This is a genomic window from Gordonia sp. QH-12, assembly GCF_001578675.1.
Classification (GTDB): Bacteria; Actinomycetota; Actinomycetes; order Mycobacteriales; family Mycobacteriaceae; genus Gordonia; species Gordonia sihwensis.
Map to the genome: position 1 here is coordinate 101,340 of NZ_KQ969283.1, position 17,007 is coordinate 118,346.

Annotated in this window: 17 protein-coding genes and 1 riboswitch; of the genes, 6 read left to right on the forward strand and 11 right to left on the reverse strand. The window is 69.0% G+C overall.

Going from position 1 to position 17,007, the window contains the following annotated elements; translation table 11 throughout:
• Positions 1-57: 57 nt before the first annotated feature.
• Genes Y710_RS02445 through Y710_RS02455 form a run of 3 tightly spaced genes read right to left on the reverse strand, consistent with a single transcriptional unit; the run spans position 58 to position 4,935 of the window.
• Positions 58-2,502: a serine/threonine-protein kinase gene (locus tag Y710_RS02445; RefSeq protein ID WP_062366344.1), complete on the reverse strand. Its 2,445-nt coding sequence runs from the start codon at positions 2,500-2,502 to the stop codon at positions 58-60.
• A 4-nt stretch (positions 2,503-2,506) separates the two neighbouring features.
• The gene (locus Y710_RS02450; protein ID WP_045537237.1) at positions 2,507-3,490 is read right to left on the reverse strand and encodes a glutamate ABC transporter substrate-binding protein; all 984 of its coding nucleotides are present in this window, start codon (positions 3,488-3,490) and stop codon (positions 2,507-2,509) included.
• Entirely contained in the window at positions 3,487-4,935 is a 1,449-nt protein-coding gene (locus tag Y710_RS02455; RefSeq protein WP_062366198.1) for a hypothetical protein, read from the reverse strand. Before Y710_RS02455 ends, Y710_RS02450 begins: the two co-directional genes overlap by 4 nt.
• A gap of 129 nt (positions 4,936-5,064) precedes the next feature.
• Here Y710_RS02455 and Y710_RS02460 point away from each other — a divergent pair, with 129 nt between their 5' ends.
• On the forward strand, positions 5,065-5,523 hold the full coding sequence (locus Y710_RS02460; protein WP_006897015.1) for an NUDIX hydrolase: 459 nt from the start codon (positions 5,065-5,067) through the stop codon (positions 5,521-5,523).
• Positions 5,524-5,560: 37 nt separating this feature from the next.
• On the opposite strand, the gene Y710_RS02465 is transcribed toward Y710_RS02460, so the two are convergent.
• Positions 5,561-5,923, reverse strand: a complete 363-nt coding sequence (locus Y710_RS02465) for a hypothetical protein (RefSeq protein WP_039867667.1) — start codon at positions 5,921-5,923, stop codon at positions 5,561-5,563.
• A gap of 258 nt (positions 5,924-6,181) precedes the next feature.
• Positions 6,182-6,859, reverse strand: a complete 678-nt coding sequence (thiE, locus tag Y710_RS02470) for a thiamine phosphate synthase (RefSeq protein ID WP_006897013.1) — start codon at positions 6,857-6,859, stop codon at positions 6,182-6,184.
• A 43-nt stretch (positions 6,860-6,902) separates the two neighbouring features.
• Positions 6,903-7,016, forward strand: a riboswitch (TPP riboswitch).
• Here thiE and Y710_RS02475 point away from each other — a divergent pair.
• The 3 genes from Y710_RS02475 to Y710_RS02485 all read left to right on the forward strand — a co-directional run bounded on the left by Y710_RS02475 (position 7,009) and on the right by Y710_RS02485 (position 9,144).
• Positions 7,009-8,166 (forward strand): FAD-dependent oxidoreductase, encoded by a 1,158-nt coding sequence (locus tag Y710_RS02475; RefSeq protein WP_006897012.1) that lies wholly within the window; start codon positions 7,009-7,011, stop codon positions 8,164-8,166. (Overlaps the previous riboswitch by 8 nt.)
• The gene (thiS, locus tag Y710_RS02480; protein ID WP_006897011.1) at positions 8,157-8,354 is read left to right on the forward strand and encodes a sulfur carrier protein ThiS; all 198 of its coding nucleotides are present in this window, start codon (positions 8,157-8,159) and stop codon (positions 8,352-8,354) included. The genes Y710_RS02475 and thiS overlap by 10 nt, the downstream gene beginning before the upstream one ends.
• Positions 8,347-9,144, forward strand: a complete 798-nt coding sequence (locus tag Y710_RS02485; protein ID WP_062366199.1) for a thiazole synthase — start codon at positions 8,347-8,349, stop codon at positions 9,142-9,144. Before thiS ends, Y710_RS02485 begins: the two co-directional genes overlap by 8 nt.
• Before the next feature lie 7 nt (positions 9,145-9,151).
• On the opposite strand, the gene Y710_RS02490 is transcribed toward Y710_RS02485, so the two are convergent.
• Positions 9,152-10,099 (reverse strand): hypothetical protein, encoded by a 948-nt coding sequence (locus Y710_RS02490; RefSeq protein ID WP_006897009.1) that lies wholly within the window; start codon positions 10,097-10,099, stop codon positions 9,152-9,154.
• Positions 10,100-10,181: 82 nt separating this feature from the next.
• Here Y710_RS02490 and Y710_RS02495 point away from each other — a divergent pair, with 82 nt between their 5' ends.
• On the forward strand, positions 10,182-11,348 hold the full coding sequence (locus tag Y710_RS02495; protein WP_006897008.1) for an ATP-grasp domain-containing protein: 1,167 nt from the start codon (positions 10,182-10,184) through the stop codon (positions 11,346-11,348).
• Positions 11,349-11,378: 30 nt separating this feature from the next.
• Here the strand turns inward: Y710_RS02495 and Y710_RS02500 are convergent, their stop codons facing one another.
• The 4 genes from Y710_RS02500 to Y710_RS02515 form a co-directional block, all read right to left on the reverse strand.
• The gene (locus Y710_RS02500; protein ID WP_006897007.1) at positions 11,379-12,248 is read right to left on the reverse strand and encodes an alpha/beta fold hydrolase; all 870 of its coding nucleotides are present in this window, start codon (positions 12,246-12,248) and stop codon (positions 11,379-11,381) included.
• An 11-nt stretch (positions 12,249-12,259) separates the two neighbouring features.
• Complete coding sequence (gene arsC, locus Y710_RS02505; RefSeq protein ID WP_006897006.1) at positions 12,260-12,622, reverse strand: arsenate reductase (glutaredoxin); 363 nt, start codon at positions 12,620-12,622, stop codon at positions 12,260-12,262.
• A 46-nt stretch (positions 12,623-12,668) separates the two neighbouring features.
• Positions 12,669-13,910, reverse strand: coding sequence for an NAD(P)/FAD-dependent oxidoreductase (locus Y710_RS02510; protein WP_062366201.1), 1,242 nt, complete (start codon positions 13,908-13,910; stop codon positions 12,669-12,671).
• A 97-nt stretch (positions 13,911-14,007) separates the two neighbouring features.
• Positions 14,008-14,625 carry a LysE/ArgO family amino acid transporter gene (locus tag Y710_RS02515; RefSeq protein ID WP_039867690.1) on the reverse strand — a complete coding sequence of 206 codons (618 nt, stop codon included), beginning with the start codon at positions 14,623-14,625 and terminating at the stop codon, positions 14,008-14,010.
• 76 nt (positions 14,626-14,701) lie between these two features.
• Between Y710_RS02515 and Y710_RS02520 the strand changes: the two genes are divergently transcribed.
• The gene (locus Y710_RS02520; RefSeq protein WP_006897003.1) at positions 14,702-15,658 is read left to right on the forward strand and encodes a LysR family transcriptional regulator ArgP; all 957 of its coding nucleotides are present in this window, start codon (positions 14,702-14,704) and stop codon (positions 15,656-15,658) included.
• A gap of 23 nt (positions 15,659-15,681) precedes the next feature.
• Here the strand turns inward: Y710_RS02520 and Y710_RS02525 are convergent, their stop codons facing one another.
• Positions 15,682-16,974 (reverse strand): acetyl-CoA C-acetyltransferase, encoded by a 1,293-nt coding sequence (locus Y710_RS02525; RefSeq protein WP_006897002.1) that lies wholly within the window; start codon positions 16,972-16,974, stop codon positions 15,682-15,684.
• Positions 16,975-17,007: the final 33 nt, after the last annotated feature.

A 17,007-nucleotide genomic window follows, 5' to 3' on the forward strand; every position in this document is an offset into this window, starting at 1 on the left:
GGGAGGAAGTGCTCAGCCAGCCTGGGGGCGCTCAACGAGCCTGGGGAGTTGCGGCGGTCAGAACAGGGTGGCGGGCCGGATCAGGTTCGCGAGGTCGACCAGCAGGAAACGGTGGGCGCGATTGTCGCGGGTCGCCTTCGCCAGCTCGCGGAGAGAGCGTTCGGTTCCGGCCCGCAGACCGTGCTCGTTGAACGGGAAACCGAGGAAGTCGTCGGCCGGATAGTCCTCGTCGAGGTGAGCGTCGATCCACCCGAGAGCCGTGCCGAGGATGATGAGCTGGAGGCGGCCGCGCCGGGGATCGTCCCAGCTGATCTCTTCGAAGCGCTCGGCCGCCTCGAACAGCTCCGACCTCGTCACCTCGCTCGGCGGGCGACCGTGGACGAGGGTGATGATCGCCGAGATCTGCGCGGTGCCGTAGTGCCGGCTCGTGGTGGGTACCTCATCGAGGGGCTCGATGGCGGCGTCGTACCGTCCCTCCGCCAGGATCATCCTGGCCAGCCCGAAAGCTGCGGACACGATGCTGTGATCGGTCAGCCACAGATCGTGATAGTTCTGCCGCGCGATCTCGTACCAGCGTTCCACCTGCGCCATCTGGTCGTTGGAGGTGTACTCCTCGGCGGAGAGCCAGTAACCGATCAGCTCGGCGGTGCCCGCCACCGCCAGTTTCGGCGCCACCTCACCGGGCATCGCCTCCAGCACTTCGTGAAAGCGGTCGAAGGCGAGTTCCGGCTCGGCGTTGAGCAGCGAGCAGATGCCCAGATACCAGTGCAGCCGCCACGAGTCCCCGTGATGGACCGCGACCTCCCGAAGCAACTGCAGCGCCGTGTCGAGATTGCCGAGCTCCAGATGGGCGCGCGCTTCGGCGAGGTCGAGTTCCATCGACGGGTGCTGCGGTCCGGCGCCGTCGTCGGCGTCGTCCGTCGCGATGAGCGCCTTGTACCCGTCGGCGCGCGCGGCGCGGATGGTGTCGAGCGTTTGCCGCGGGTACGAGAGAGCGGCCGAGGTCAGGACGCTCGCGGCGGGATCGGTCGGGTCCACGAGCGGCACCGGCAGCGCTCGCGCGATGTCGGCGGGGTCGTGGATCGCCGCGTCCTTCGGGTCGAAGAAGCCGTCCACGGGCGCCAGCAGGAGTTCGGTGCCGAACGTCGAGCGCTGCGGGGTGAAGACCGTCGACATGGAGGGCCGGGGGACGCCGGTGTGCAGCGCCACGGTCTCCCGCAGCACGTTGAGCACCTGCGTGGTCATCTCCTCCGCGGACGAGAAGCGTTCGGCGGGGTCGGGGGATGTGGCCCGGTGCAGCAGGAAGTAGAACGACGGATTCTCCACGAACAGCGGAGTGGTTCGCGGGTCGGGCAGTCCGTCGAGGTATCGGCCGTCGGCCATCGGCATGTCGACGGTGAGGACGGCCAGTGTGCGGCCGATGCTGTAGATGTCTGTGACGATCTGCGGGCCCGTCTGCACGATCTCCGGAGCCTGGAACCCGGGCGTGCCGTAGAGATGCCCGGTCCCGTTGATCGCGGACACCGCACCCAGGTCGATGAGCTTGACCTCATCGCTGGTGATCATGATGTTGTCGGGTTTCACGTCGTTGTAGACCAGGCCCACCGAATGCAGGTATCCGACGGCCGAGAGCACTTCGAGGATGTAGGCCATCGCCTGCTCGATCGGGAGCAGCGACGAGGTGCCGTCCTCGTTGGTGGTCAGCTGTTTGAGAGTGTGACCGCCGACGTACTCCATCACGATGTAGCCGACGGACCGCCCGTCCTCCGTGACGCCCTCCACGAAGTTGAAGATCTTCACGATGCCCGGATCGTTCACCGAGGCGAGGAACTGCCGCTCGGCGATGGCTACCGCCTGAGCCTGTGAGTCCGACGAGTTCAGCAGGCCCTTCAGGACGACGGGGCGGTCGGAGACGTTGTGGTCCACAGCCAGGTAGATCCATCCGATGCCGCCGTGCGCGATCGCGCCGGCGATCTCGTACTGATCGGCGACCATCGTGCCCCGTTTGAGACCGGGGACGAACGAGTACCGCGACCCGCAGTTCCAGCAGGTGCCGCTGAGCGGTCCCTTGCCGCGGCCCGACTTCCGGCCCACCGGCTCGCCGCAGTTCCAGCACTTGCGCTTGCTCGGCGCGATCACGGGGTCGGCCAGGACGGCGTCCGCGGGGTCGATGTCGGTGATCTCGGGAAGCTGGACCAGTTCACTGCCGAGGCGGCGGTCGTGGACGTGGGCGCTCTTGCGGCTCTTCCTGCGTGAGGCGGCGATGTCGTCGAGGATCCGCCGCACCTGCGTCGACTGGGTGACGGTCGCCGTAGGCGCGGTGTCCCCGACAGCGCCCATCGGCGCGGGGACGGTGCCCGCCTGTGTCTGGACCGACTCGGAGGCCTCGGTCTGTGCGGGTTCGACTGCCGAGGCCTGCGTCTCGGCCGGGAGCGCGGTCGCCTCGGTGGCGACCGGCTCGGCGTCGCCGTTCTTGTTGCGCTTCTTCTTGATATCGCTCATCACGTCAATCCCGGTACATCGTCGGCGGCGGGGATCCGGGCCCGAGGATCGACAGCCACTCGTCGTAGGACCGCTGCCAGCTGCCGTCGGCCTCGCGGGCCGCGATCACGCCGTTGATGAATCGCGCGAAGTCATCCTGCCCCTTGGGTATCCCCACTCCGTAGTACTCCGTTCCGAGGCTGTCGCCGACCACGTGGACCCACGGGTCCTGCGCGGCGATCCCGGCGAGTATGGAGTCGTCCGAGGTGATCGCGTCCACCTGCCCCTGCTGCATCATCACCAGGCAGTCGGCCCAACTCGCGGTGGTGAGATATTTCGCGCTCGGAACAGCACGTTCCACACGCGCGATGGAAGTGGACGAGCGAGTGGCGCAGACGTTCTTCCCGGCGAGATCGGATGCCTGTGAGATACCCGAATTGCGGTACGCGAGGATCTGCTGGGCGGCGGCGTAGTAGGGCACCGAGAAGTCGATCGACTTGAGCCGATCGCACGTGATCGACATCGTCTTGACGACGACGTCGACCGCGCCGTTCTCCAGCGCCTGGATTCGGTTCTCGTTGGTGATCATCCGGTACTCGATCAGATTCGGATCCCCGAAGATCGCCTCGGCGATCCAGTGCGCGACGTCGATGTCGAATCCTTTGACGTCGCCGGTGATCGGATCGCGGAAACTCAGCGGATTGCTGCCGAGGTCGGTGCCGACGATCAGCCGTCCGCGCTTGGCGATCCGGTCCATCGTCGATCCGGGCGGCATCTGCCGCGGTTCGGGCAGCGGTCCCGGCCGGAGTCCGGCGATCGTGGCGCAGTCGGAGTCGGGCGCCGGCGCGTCGGGCTGCGCGCCGAAACCGACGTCGGGCGGGAACGGCGCGTGCGCGGTGGTGGACGGCGGCTCGCTGGGGGTGCTGGTCACGGTGGCGCATGAGGTGAGGCCGGACGCGATGAGACACAGCAGTACGATCAGGCGGCGGGCGGACGCGGAGGCTGTCATCGGTACTCCCGGATCCGGGGGAACAGGCCGATCGCGACCGCCACGGCGGCCACCCCGCACAGCACGCCGATACCAGTGCCGGTGAAGCCGAGCATACGCTGGGCGGTGCTGATGTTGTCGCGGAACGTGGTGCGGGCCTGGCCTATAGCCTTGACCAGCGCGTCGTTGACCTCGTTGTATCCGGTTGCGGTGCTGATCTTGCCGTTGCCGATGGTCAGGGCCCGCGCGGCCGTGTAGTCACCGCTCGCCAGCCGACGGCCCACCTCCTCGTGGGCACTGCGCCAACGTTCGAGCGCCGACTGGACGTCGGTGAGCGGCTGCGTCAGGCCGTGGTCGTCGGCGTGGTCGGGGTCGTTCGCGAGTTGGTCGGCGTGATCGTGGATCTCCTCGAGATCCTTGCTGAAGCCGACGTCGAGTTCTCCCGGATCGGACCGGCGGACCAGCGACAGCGTCTCGGCCGACCGCGCCTGCTGTGTGAGGATCCGCATGGTGGTCAGCGTGTGCAGCGGATCGGCACCGGCGGTCTTCGCCGTGTTGGCCGCGGCCACCGACAGCAGTCCCGAGATGAGCAGCCAGACCGTGCCGAGGATCATCGCGGTGAGCGCGCCGATGAGACCGATGTTGAAGTGGCGCCGCGTGCGCCGGGCCAGATAGCGTCCGGTGACGATCAGCATCGCGATGATGATCAGCAGCGCCACGTAGACGCCCCACGGTGGGACGGTGAGGGTGCGCTGGGGGTCGGAGATCGCCGACGACCGGTCCTCGTAGAGGCGTTGCGCCGCGGGCAGGATGGTCTCGATCATCAATGACGAGGCCTCGCTGAGGTAGGCCGATCCGACGGGGTTCGCGAGCCGGTTGTTGGTGCGTGCGGTCTCGATGAGGCCCGTGTACACCGGGATGTTGGTGGCGATGGTGTCGAGATCGTCACGCGAGGGCTTGTCGCGCTCGGACACCTCCGCCGCCGTGGACAGTCCGTCCGCGGCGGCGATGAGCGCGGAGGACGCCGTCGCGATGGAGTCGGTGTACTCCGCGCGGAGGTCGGGGGACTCGCGGCCGCCGGAGATGAACGCGGAGTTGGCCGCGGCGTCGGCCACCGACAGCGAACTGTAGAGGACCTCGGCGGCCTCGGCCTGCGGCTCGGCGCGGTCGACGAGTGCTTCGAGGGTCTGGCTTCGCTCGGTGAGCGAGACGGACGAGTACCAGCCGGTGAGACCGCATGCGAGGACCATCGCGAGCAGGATGATGACGAGTTTGCCGGGCGTGGTGGTCGCGTAGAAGCGCATCGTCAGCAACGGCGACGAGACCCGCTCGCGGGTCATGGCGGCGATCTCGCGCCGGTCGGCGATCACCTGGCGCAGAGTGGGGCTCGGCGCGCCACGGTCGGGCAGCACACTGCGGCCCGCATGCGTGAGTGCCGAGCGCACTCGGTAAACCTGGCCGGCCACGAGTTGTCCCTTTCGGATGTGCTGCGCTCAACCCTAGTCGGCGCGGCTGCGAGTAGACGGACAGCCCGGTACGGTGATTCGTCAGAGAAGCCGATCTGAAGTCGGTGGGTCGGTGCAGGAGGTCGCAGGGTGCGCGGTGACGGTGACGGCTGGGTATTCGGTGCGGACGGTGCGCGCTACTGGGGACGCTTCGGGGCGGCGGGTCTGCTGCTGTGCGCGCCGGCCGACTCAGGCGTCGTGGTGCTGCTCCAGCATCGCGCCGTGTGGTCGCATCAGGGCGGCACGTGGGGGCTGCCGGGCGGTGCCCGCGACTCGCACGAGAGCGTGGAACAGGCCGCGGTGCGTGAAGCGCACGAGGAAGCCGGGATCGCTGAGTCGGACGTCGCGGTGATCGAGTCGATCGTCACGCACTCGGCGCCGGAGTGGAGTTACACGACGGTCATCGCCAAGGCCGATTCGCCGGTCGCGACGGTCGGCAACGGGGAGTCCGCCGAACTGCGCTGGGTGCCCGCCGAGTCGGTGGCCGAGCTGCCGCTGCATCCCGGTCTGGCGAAGGCGTGGCCGGGGCTGCTGGCCCGGCTCACCTGAGTCCGGCCCGCCCGAAACCCGGACCACCTGAGCGAGCTCACGCCAGCTGATTGGCTCCCGCGATCAGCGCGTTGATGGTGGCCTCGTCGCCGGTGCGGCCCCGGCCGTACGACCAACTCCGGTGCAGATCGCGTTCGCAGAGCAGGTAGGTGACGGTCTCGCCGTCCTCCTGATGCTGGTACAGCGAGACGATCTCGACGCCCGCGCCCAGTGCGTACAGCACCTCGGTCATCGCGCCGATGGCGCCGACCGCGGTGGCGCTGACGTCGTGGCATCGTCGGCCGAGATTGATCCGTGCGCGGCAGGTGACGGTGTCGCCGCGACCCGGCTCGATCGTGATCGCCTCCAACGCGATGTCGCCGGCGGGTGCGTAGGTCTGGTCGAAACTCGAAGTGGTCATGTCGGCCGCCTCCCGTGGAAACCAGTTCGGCAGTCGCCGAGAGGAGCGGGACTGCTGCGGACGGTCGTATCCGTTACGGGTACAGGATGTCGGCAGGATCTGAATGGAACGCATCGGGAGCCTTCATTTCGGTCGAAGATTCGATGACCGACGAGCTCAGATATGTGGAGAGACGACAACCCCGCAGCGGGGGGTCGGTCGAATCAGACCCCGCTGCGGCGGGCTACAAGAAGCTTCCACGTCATGATGGCAAGCAGCTTACTCCGCCGTGCCGGAAAGGCAAGCCGTCCGGAGGTCGCGCGCGGCGGTCGCGGGATCGTCGGCACCGGTGATCGCCCGGACCACCACGATGCGCTCGCCGCCCGCGTCGGTGACCTCTCGAACGCGGGGCAGGTCGATGCCGCCGATCGCGAACCACGCCTTGCTGGGCCGCGCCGCGGCGACCGCGCTGACGAACTCCAGTCCGGTGGCCGCCCGGCCCGGTTTGGTCGGCGTCGTCCAGCACGGGCCGGTGCAGAAGTAGTCCACGTCGGGATCGGCATCGGCGGTGAGCGCCTGCTCCACGGTGTGCGTGGAGCGGCCGATCACCACGTCGGGGCCGACGATGCGCCGGGCGGTGGCGGGCGGCAGATCGTCCTGGCCGACGTGGAGGACGTCGGCGCGGGACGCGACCGCGACGTCGGCCCGGTCGTTGACCGCCAGCAGCGCACCCGCGGCGTGCGTCAGTTCGCGCAGCCGCCGCAGCAGTTCCAGCTCCTGCACGGCGGTGAGCTCGCCGAACTCGCGTTCCCCGGGCGAATTCTTGTCGCGCAGCTGGACGATGTCGACGCCGCCCGCGAGAGCGCTCCGGACGAAGTCGATCAGGTCGCCGCGCTCGCGCCGCGCGTCGGTGCACAGGTACAGGCGGGAGGTGGCGAGACGAGTGCGGGCATCCATGACCGACACCGTAGTCGCCGATGCCGGGCGGTAGACTGTGAGGCGTTATCGACACGGGAGTCCGGAGGTCCGCCGGGCTGAGAGTGCGCTGCGCCGGCGCTGACCGTCACACCTGATCCGGGTCATGCCGGCGAAGGAAGGCTGACGTCATGTCTGGTGAAAGCGCATCCGGCGAAGAGTTCGCCTCCCCGAGGGGACATAGCACCGAGCGGCTCGGTGAACTGTCGGTGATCGGGGGCGGCGTCGTCGGCCTCACGTGCGCCCTGTCCGCCGCCGACCGCGGATGGCGGGTGCGCGTCTTCGACGCCGGACCGCAGGAGCGGGCCGCGCACGTCGCGGGCGGCATGCTCGGCTGCTTCGCAGAAGGACATCCCGGCGAGGACCGGCTGCTGGCGATCTCGCGGGACTCGGTGGCGCGATGGCCCGCCCTGCTCGAACGACTCGGCGATCCGACCGTGCGGACGGCCGCCGACAGCTTGCTGATCGGTGCCGCGCCGGCCGATCTGGAGCACCTGCGGACACAGGTGCGGTTCGGGCTGTCCACGTCGCCCGGCGACGCCGACCGGCTGCCCGCGATGACACCGGCCGAGCTGCGTGCAGCCGAACCCGCGCTGGTGCGCGGCGTGGCCGGAGGGTTTCACGCGGTCGGTGAGGGGTCGCTCGACAACCGGCGGCTGATCGCCGCGCTGCAACGCGCGCTCAAGAGCCGCGGAGTGATCTGGGAGCGCGGGCGGGTGACCGATCTGTCGACGATCCCCGGGGATCAGGTGCTGGTCGCGGCCGGCCTCGGTTCCCGCAGGCTGCTGCCGAGCGTGGAACTCCGCGGTGAGAAGGGCGAGATCCTCCGACTGCGCCGCACACGTTGGTCGGTGCCGCCGCCGACGCATGTGATCCGGGCCCGCTGGCATGGGCGCGCCCTGTACCTGGTGCCGAGGGATGACGGGGTGGTCGTGGGCGCCACCCAGTACGAGGCCTACGACGACGGTGATCGGATGCCGCTGGCGGGCGGGGTGGGCGATCTGCTCGCCGACGCCGCCGAGCTGATGCCGGGACTGCGCACCTACGAACTCGCCGAGGCGGGCGCGGGGATCCGCCCGTCGTCGCCGGACGGTGTGCCCGTGGTGCGGCGGGTGGACGAGCGGATTCTCGTCGCCGCCGGGCACGGCCGCAACGGCATCGCGCTCGCCCCGTGGACCGCGGCGCGCGTGGCCGCCCTCCTCCGACCGCCGGATCGGCGCGGACCGGACTCGCGGGTGGATCCGATCGCAACTGACAACACCGACAACAGGGAGCCGACATGGAACTGACCGTCAACGGCGACACCGTCACCTTCGATGACGCGCCGACCGTCACCGGGCTGCTGGCCCACCTCGACCTGCCCGACTGCGGAGTCGCGGTGGCCGTGGACGGGGTGGTGCGTTCCAAAGCCGAGTGGGACCGACCGCTCGGTGCGTACGCCGAGATCGACATCCTGACGGCGGTGCAGGGTGGCTGACACAGCACGGGGACCGGTCGGGGAGGTGCCGCCGCTGTCCGTGGCCGGCCGCGAGTTCGGTTCGCGGCTCATCACGGGGACCGGCGGCGCGCCGAATCTCGCTGTGCTCGAACGTGCATTGATCGCCTCCGGAACCGAGCTGACGACGGTGGCGATGCGCCGCATCAGTCCGGAGTCCGGGACCGGTGTGCTCGACCTGCTGCGTCGCCTCGGAATCGCGGTCCTGCCGAACACGGCGGGCTGTCACACCACGGCCGAGGCGGTACTGACCGCGCAGCTCGCCCGTGAGGCGTGCGAGACGGATCTGGTCAAGCTGGAAGTGGTGGCCGACGACCGCACGTTGCTGCCCGATCCGCTCGAGTTGGTGGACGCCGCATCGGCGCTGGTCGCCGACGGCTTTCAGGTTCTCGCGTACACCAACGACGACCCGGTCCTCGCTCTGCGTCTGCAAGACGCGGGGGTGGCCGCGGTGATGCCGCTGGGCTCGCCGATCGGGACCGGGCTCGGCATCTCCAATCCACACAACATCGAGATGATCGTCGCGCGGGCCGAGGTGCCGGTGGTGCTCGACGCCGGCATCGGGACGGCGAGCGACGCGGCACTGGCCATGGAACTCGGCTGCGACGCCGTCCTGCTGGCCTCGGCGGTCACGCGCGCGGACGACCCGGCGGCGATGGCCGCGGCCATGCGCCACGCCGTCGTCGCCGGATACCTGGCCGCGCACGCCGGCCGGATCCCGAAGCGGTTCTGGGCGCAGGCATCCTCGCCGAGCCGTTCCGCGATCTGCTGAGGACGCGTCAGCGGTCCGCGTCGTCGACCTGCTCGCGGCCGCGGCGCCATCCGCCCTTCTCCGGCGGGGCCTCCCCGAAGTGGTCGGGGTCGCCGGTGCCGTACCAGGCGACGAGGACCGCGCCGACCACGGCGCCGATGAAGCCGACCACCGCGAGCCAGCCGAGACCGGGGTGTGCGCTGTCGCCCAGGAAGGCCACGCCGATGATGCTGGGGCCCGCGGTCTCACCGACCACCAGCATCGCGGTCACGCCGCTGACGGCACCGACCTGCAGCGCCACCGTCTGCACGTAGAAACCGATCGCTCCGGCGATCGCGATCGACCACGCCGCGGGGTCACCCAGGATGGTCAGGATGTCGAACTTCTCCAGGCCGTCGAGCACCCGGACCGAACACGCGATCACGCCGAACAGCAGCCCCGCGCCGGCACCGCCGATCGGCGCGGCGAACTTACCGCCCCGGTACACGCCGACCAGGGAGACGGTGCACAGCAGGATGGTCGCGATCATCAGACCCCAGTGGAAGGTCATCGACGCGCTGTCCTTGACGCCCGGGGACGACGACACGCCGAGCAGGAACAGGGAGAGCACCACGAGCCAGATCGCGACCCAGTCACGGGTGTGCAGAACGATATTGAGCAGGAGTGTTCCGAGCAGTGCCGTGACGACGAGGTTGGCGGACACGATCGACTGAGCCAGGAACAGCGGCAGGAAACGCGCGGCGACGGCGCCGCCCGCGAAGCCGACGATGACCATGACAGTCCCGAGGATGAACGCGGGATCGACGAGCGTGGAGAAGGTCGACTCGACCGACGGCGAGTTGTCGCCGCCGACCCCGGCCTTGCCCTCTTCCCGCTGCTCCACCGCGACCCGGCGGGCGCCGAGTGCTCGGAGCACGGTCGAGACTCCGTAGGCCACCGCGGCCATCGACGCCGCAATGATCCCGATTACGTACAACGAAGAATCCCCTGAGTCGTGAATGAGTACTCGGTAAGAACACGCTACACGTGAGGCTTGTTCACTTGTCTACTCTGTATCTGTGGTCTCCGGTACGCGCAAACATGTCCTCATCACCTTCGGCAGGTCGTTTCTGACGCTCAACCTGGCGCGACAGTTCGCCGCTGCCGGGCACACGGTGTCGACGTGCGACAGCCTCCCGATCACGGTGAGCCGCTTCTCGAACGCCGTCTCGTCGTTCCATCGGGTCAGTCCGCCCAAGTTCAAGCCGCAGGAGTACTGCCGCGAGATCGCCGAACTGGTCAAGTCCGAGGGCATCGACATGGTGATCCCCATCCACGAGGAGACCGACATCCTCTCGATGATGGCCGGTCTGTTCCCGCCGGCATGCGAGCTGTTCCTGTCGCCATTCGAGGTGGAGGACATGCTCCACAACAAGTTCTCCTTCCAGGAGGCGCTGGTGGAGCGGGGCTTTCCCACGCTCAAGTTCAAGAAGCTGGCCTCGGCGCAGGACACGGTCGGGCTCGACTTCGACACGCCCTTCGCCATCAAGCAGACGTACTCCCGCGGCTCGCAGAAGGTCTACAAGGCGCAGCCGGGCGAATCCCTCGACTTCCTCACCTACGACGAGACCAACCCGTGGATCGCCCAGGAGTGGATGGAGGGCGACCGGTACTGCACCTACTCGGTGTGCCGTGACGGCGAGGTCTTCGCCCACGCCACCTATCCCGTCGACTACGCCATCGACGGCAGCTCGTGCCTGACCTTCACGCAGGTCGATCACCAGCCGATCCTCGACTGGGTGCAGCGCTTCGCGAAGTCGGTGAACTTCACCGGCCACATGGGACTCGACTTCATCGACCACCCCGAGAAGGGGCTGTACACGATCGAATGCAATCCGCGGGGCACCAGCGGAATCATGATGTACACCAGGCAGAATCGCCTCGACCGCGCGTTCTTCGGCGAGAACACCGAGATCATCAGCCCGCCCGAGAACCGCACTCGGATGATCGGCGTCGGCATGACCCTCTACGGCTGGCGCAAGTCCAGCCGAGGTGGGCGCAGCCTGCGGCAGTTCGTGCGCGACTTCCGTGCGGCGAGCGACGTGATCTGGGATTCCGAGGACCGGCTGCCCGCGCTGATGCTGATTCCGGCCTACATGGCGATCCTGAGTCACGGATTCCGATACAAGGTGGGCCTCGCGGAGGCTTTCATGCACGACCACGAGTGGGACGGGCACAAGGTCTGAGAGCCGCACTCCCCGAACGGAGCCGCGCGGCTACGACGCCGTGACCTTGCGGCAGAACTCGACCAGCAGGGCCGTCGCGCGGCGATCGGGGTCGAGCATGAGCCCGCCGTGCGCGAGTCCGTCGAGTTCGTGGAAGTCGGCGATCGGCATGTGCGACGCGGCTTCGCGACTGCCCGACGGCGGAAAGAAGACGTCGTGCTGGTAGGCGACGACGAGCGCCGGAACGTCGATCGCGGCGAGGCGTTCGGGCGTCGGCTCCTTGGCCAGCATCCATCCGTGAGACGCCGAGAGCTGGCCCTTGAGGCCGTCCGGTGACGCCCACACCGGCTCGCCCGCCGTCAGCACCTCGCGCCAGGCGCGGACGGTCAGGTCGTCGCCGAGCATGCCCGGTCCGAGAGTGGTCATCAGTTGTTCGAAGACGGTGACCGCTTCGGGGATCTCACCGAGCCGCTCGATGAGCCCGAGTTCCATCTCGTTCACCATCTCCCCGATGGCGGACGACCGAAGCCCGGCGATCATTGCGAGACCGCGGATCCGTCCCGGCCACGACGACGCGAGGACCTGGGAGATGTAGCAGCCCATCGAGTAGCCGGCGATGACGGCGTCGTCCACCCCGAAGTGGCCGAGCACGGCGGCGGCGTCATCGGCCATCTCCGGGACCGAGTAGGGCGCGGGCGGCGCGGACGACGGCACGAGTCCGCGCGCCGAGTAGGTGATGACGGAGAACCCCGCCTCCACCAGTGCGGCGGGCACGCCGGTGAACTGCCAGACACCCGCCGGCATGCCGAGCCCGCCGTTGAGAAGAACGGTGGGGCCCTCACCGACGCGTGTGGCGGCGATACGAACGTCGGCGGCTGTCTGGATCAGTTCTGGCTTCGACTCTGGCTTCGACGCGGTCACGACTGCCGACGTTACTCGCGGCCGCGCAGACCCTCGACGATTCGCTGGAGACTCTCCGGCGTTCTCGCCATGACGGTCCCGGCGTCAGTGACGACCAGCGGCCGCTGGATGAGCGACGGGTGCGCGACCATCGCGTCGAGCAGCGCATCGTCGTCGGCTCCGTCGAGACCGAGGTCGGCATACAGCGGCTCCCCGCTCCGGACCGCGTCGCGCACCGATAGGCCCGCGGCCGCGATCAGTTCGGCGAGTGCGTCTCTGTCGGGGGTGTCGGTCAGATACTCCACGACGGTGACGTCGGCGCCGGCGTCGCGCAAGGCGTCGAGGGCGGTGCGGGACTTGCTGCAGCTCGCGTTGTAGTAGATGGTCGCGTCCACCGCGTCGGCCTTTCGGTAGGGTCTGCGGACGAGCGCAGAACGGGTGTCAGATCAGGCTCGACAAGGGTACTTCGGGGTCGGCCAGCGCGGCGGCGTCCACCGGGCGCCGTGCCTGCACCAGGGCTGCGATGTCGTCGCCGGCGTCCCAGATGTTCACGTTCATCCCGGCCAGAACGGTTCCGGCCTCGTCGAGCCAGAAGGCCAGGAACTCCAGCCCGGAGACGTCGCCGCGCGTCACCACGCGCCGGTAGCCCTCGGCGAGGCCCCGGTACTCCATTCCGAGGTCGTACTGATCGGTGAAGAAGTAGGGCATGCGGGTGTACTCGGTGTCGCGCCCGACGATGTTCTCCGCGACCACGGCGGGCTGGTTGAGAGCGTTGGCCCAGTGCTCGGTGCGGACCCGCGTCCGCAGGATCGGGTGCATGGCGGCGGCGATGTCGCCGGCCGCGTACACGTCCGCTGCGCTGGTCCGCAGCCGGCTGTCGGTGGCCACCCCGCCGTCGGCGAGCGTGAGCCCGGCGGCTTCGGCGAGCCCGGTCTCGGCCCGGGCTCCGACGGCGATGAGGACCGCGTCGGCCGTGACGGTCGCTCCGTCGTCGAGTTCGAGGCCGGTGGCCCGGCCGTCGGCGACGGTGATCGACGAGACCTTGCGCCCGGTGCGCAGATCGACACCGTGCGCGCGATGCAGATCGGCGAAGGCAGCGCCGATCTCGGGTCCGAGCGCGGCCCGCAACGGCTGATCGGCGGCCTCCACCACGGTCACCTCCGTGTCGCGACGCCGGGCCGCGGCCGCCACCTCCAGGCCGATCCAGCCTCCGCCGATCACCGCGAGCCGCTTGCCCTCGCCGAAGGTCTCCAGAAGCGCGGACGCCTCGTCCACGGTGCGGAGATAGTGAACGCCCGCCGCGTCGGCGCCGTCGACCGGCGGATGCACGGACGTCGACCCGGTGGCCAGCACCAGTGCGGAGTAGGCGACGGCACCGCCGTCGCTGAGACGCACGGTCCGCGATGCGGTGTCGACAGACTCGGCGCGCACGCCCAACCTCAGGTCGACGTCGTTATCTGCGTACCAGGCCTCGTCGTGGACGGTGAACTCCGGCAGCGACTTGCTTCCGGCGAGGAACTCCTTCGACAGCGGTGGGCGCTCATAGGGTGCGACGCGCTCGGCGGCGATCAGCACCACGCCGCCGGAGTATCCGTTCTCCCGCAATTGCTCGGCGGTCTTCGCTCCGGCGAGCCCGCCGCCGATGATCACGACGGGGTCGGAGGGTCGGTTCGGTCCGGTCATCTCACTTCTCCTCACTTCGCCTGTACAGCCGAGTCTAGAGACGTCCGGTGCGCGGGGAGAGGTGTACAGCGACGTCGTCTGGCGCGCTGCGTGCGACTCAGGCTCCGGCGATCAGCATCACGCCGAGAGCGGCCATCACGGCGGCGATCGCGGTGTCGAGGACGCGCCACGCGCGCGCAGAGGCGAACACCGGCGCCATCCGCCGGGCGCCGAGGCCCAGCATCAGAAACCAGATCAGGGATGCCGTGCATGCGCCGATCGTGAACGACCACTTGGCGCCGCCGTGACTGTTGGCGATCGATCCGAGGGTGAGAACCGTGTCGAGGTAAGTGTGGGGGTTGAGCCAGGTCAGAGCGAGTGCGGTGCCCAGTGCAGCCCACAGCCCCACGGTCCGTCCGGAGCCGGAGTGCGCGGGTCCGGAGCCAGGGCGAAGAGCGCGCCGCGCGGCGAGGGCGGCCAAGACGAGCAAGTAGCCGCCGCCGACGAACTCAGCGATCGCGACGGCGCTCGGATGAGCGGAGACCAAGGCGCCGAGCCCCGCCGTTCCCGCGCTGATCAGGACGATGTCGGAGACCACGCAGACCGCGATCACCGGGAGTACGTAGGCACCACTCACGCCTTGCCGGATGACATAGATGTTCTGCGGTCCGATCGCGATGATGAGGCCGGCGCCGGTCACGAGGCCGGCGAGCGCGGCGAGAAGGTACGTGCTGATCACGTGAGTCCACGCTAGGAACGTCGACCTCATTAGTCCAACAAATGATTCTTAGTAAAGATTAGAATGACTTAATATGGAGTTTCCGGTTGAAGGACTCGTGACGCTGGCCACCGTCCTCCGTGAGGGCACATTCGAGGCGGCGGCGGCATCGCTGCACGTCACGCCGTCCGCGGTGAGCCAGCGGATCAAGGCGCTGGAGCAGTCGGTGGGGAGAGTGCTGGTGCGCCGCACCAAGCCCGCGACGCCGACCGTCGACGGCGAGGTGCTCGCCCGGCTCGGCGAACAGTGGGAGGTCCTGGTGGCCGAGGCCCGGGGCGCGCTGATCGGGACCGCGCCGGAGTTCGACGGCGACCCAAGGCATCTGCCGCGGGTGGAGCTGTCGATCGCCTGCAACGCCGACTCGTTGGCGACGTGGTTCCTTCCGGTGCTCGCCGAACTCCACCGCGAGCACGCCGTCTCGATCGACGTCAACCGTGACGACGAGTCGATCACCACCGCGCTGCTTCGGTCGGGCGACGTGATCGGGGCCGTCACCTCCGACCCGGTCGGTGTGCGGGGCTGCGAGACCATCGAACTCGGTTCCCTGCGGTACTTCGCGGTCGCTTCGCCGGAGTTCATCGAGTACTGGCTGCCCCACGGCGTACGGGCCCGAGACATGCGCTACGCGCCGATGGTGATGTTCGACAGCAACGACCATTTGCAGATCAAAACGCTGAAACAGCTCGTCGCCGAACCGATCTCACCGCCCGTCCACTACATTCCGGCGGCCGCGGAGTACCGGCGGGCCATCGCCGCCGGCATCGGTTGGGGAGCGGTTCCCGAAGTGGATCTCGACGACGAGCACACCGGGCGAGACCTGGTGAAACTGTCGCAGACGCCGGTCGACGTACCGCTGTTCTGGCAGTACTGGAAGCTGCGGTCGCCGGCCGTGACCGCGCTCACCGAGATCATCGTCGCGCACGCGCGGGCCGGCCTGGTGCCACGCCGTCGCGCGACCGCCGTGCAGGCCCGCCCGTCGGGCAGCCGCTGAGCGCGTCCGCCGACCGCGGTCGGTCAGCCGGCCGATTCCAGAATCATGGTGACGGCCATGCCGCTGCCCGCGCAGATCGAGACCAGCGCGCGCGAGCCCGGTTGGGAGGCGAGGAGTTTGGCGACCGTTGCGACGATGCGGCCGCCGGTGGCGCCGAAGGGATGACCGGTGGCCAGCGAGCCGCCGCACACATTGAGGCGGCTGCGGTCGATCTCGCCGAGTGCCCGGTCGCGGCCCAGAGCCGTCCGGCAGAACTCATCGTCGTTCCAGGCGGCCAGCGTCGAGAGCACCTGAGAGGCGAATGCCTCGTGGATCTCGTAGAAGTCGAAGTCCTGCAGGGCGAGGCCGTTGCGGCGCAGCAGTTCGTCGACCGCGTACACCGGCGCCATCAGCACGCCCTGCGTCTTCGGGTCGCCGTCCACGTAGTCGACCGCCCAGCTCTGTGCGTCCACCAGCCGGGCGAGCGGGGTCAGATCGCGGCTCTGCGCCCACGCGGCCGTGCCCATCAGGACCGACGACGCCCCGTCGGTCAGCGTGGTCGAGTTCGCCGGCGTCATCGTGCCGTCGGGCCCGCCGAAACACGGTGCGAGCGCCGCGACCCGTTCGGCGGTCAGACCGCGTCGCAGGTTGTCGTCCTCGGCGAGCCCGGCGAACGGGGTCAGCAGGTCGTCGAAGAATCCGTCGTCGTAGGCCCGCGCCAGATTGTGGTGGGAGTCGAGCGCGATGCGGTCCTGGTCGGCGCGAGTGACGTTCCACGCCGCGCCGGTCACCGCCTGGGCGGCACCGGGAACGAGGTTGGTTCGGCGCTCGGCGGGGCTGGGGACGTCGAAGTCCAATGACAGCGGGATCTGCACGGCCTCGCGCAGGCGGTCGGGGAGGCTGCGGGCAGCGTTGACCCGGACGAGCCGGTTGCGCAGCCGAGGACCGAATCCGATCGGCGGATCGGAGGTGGTGTCGGCACCGCATGCGACGCCGGACTCGATCTGGCTGCACGCGATCTTGTTCGCGATGTGAACCACGGCCTGGCCTCCGGTGGCGCACTGCTGCTGCACGTCCACGGTGGGAGTAGCCCGCGACAGCGGGGTGTCGAGAAGGCTTTCGCGGGTGAGGCTGTGGTCGCGGGCGAGCTTGACGACAGCGCCGCCGGCCACCCCGCCCAGGCGTACGTCGTGGAGACCGAAGCGGTCGACGAGGCCGTTCAACGCGGCGGTGAGCATCGTCTGGTTCGTCTCGCCCAGGTAGGCGCCGTTGGAACGAGCGAAGGGGATCCGGTTACCGCCCAGGACATAGACGTTCTGGAGTTCGCGAGGTGACATGGTCCAGAAAGCTACCATCAGCCGATGTAAACG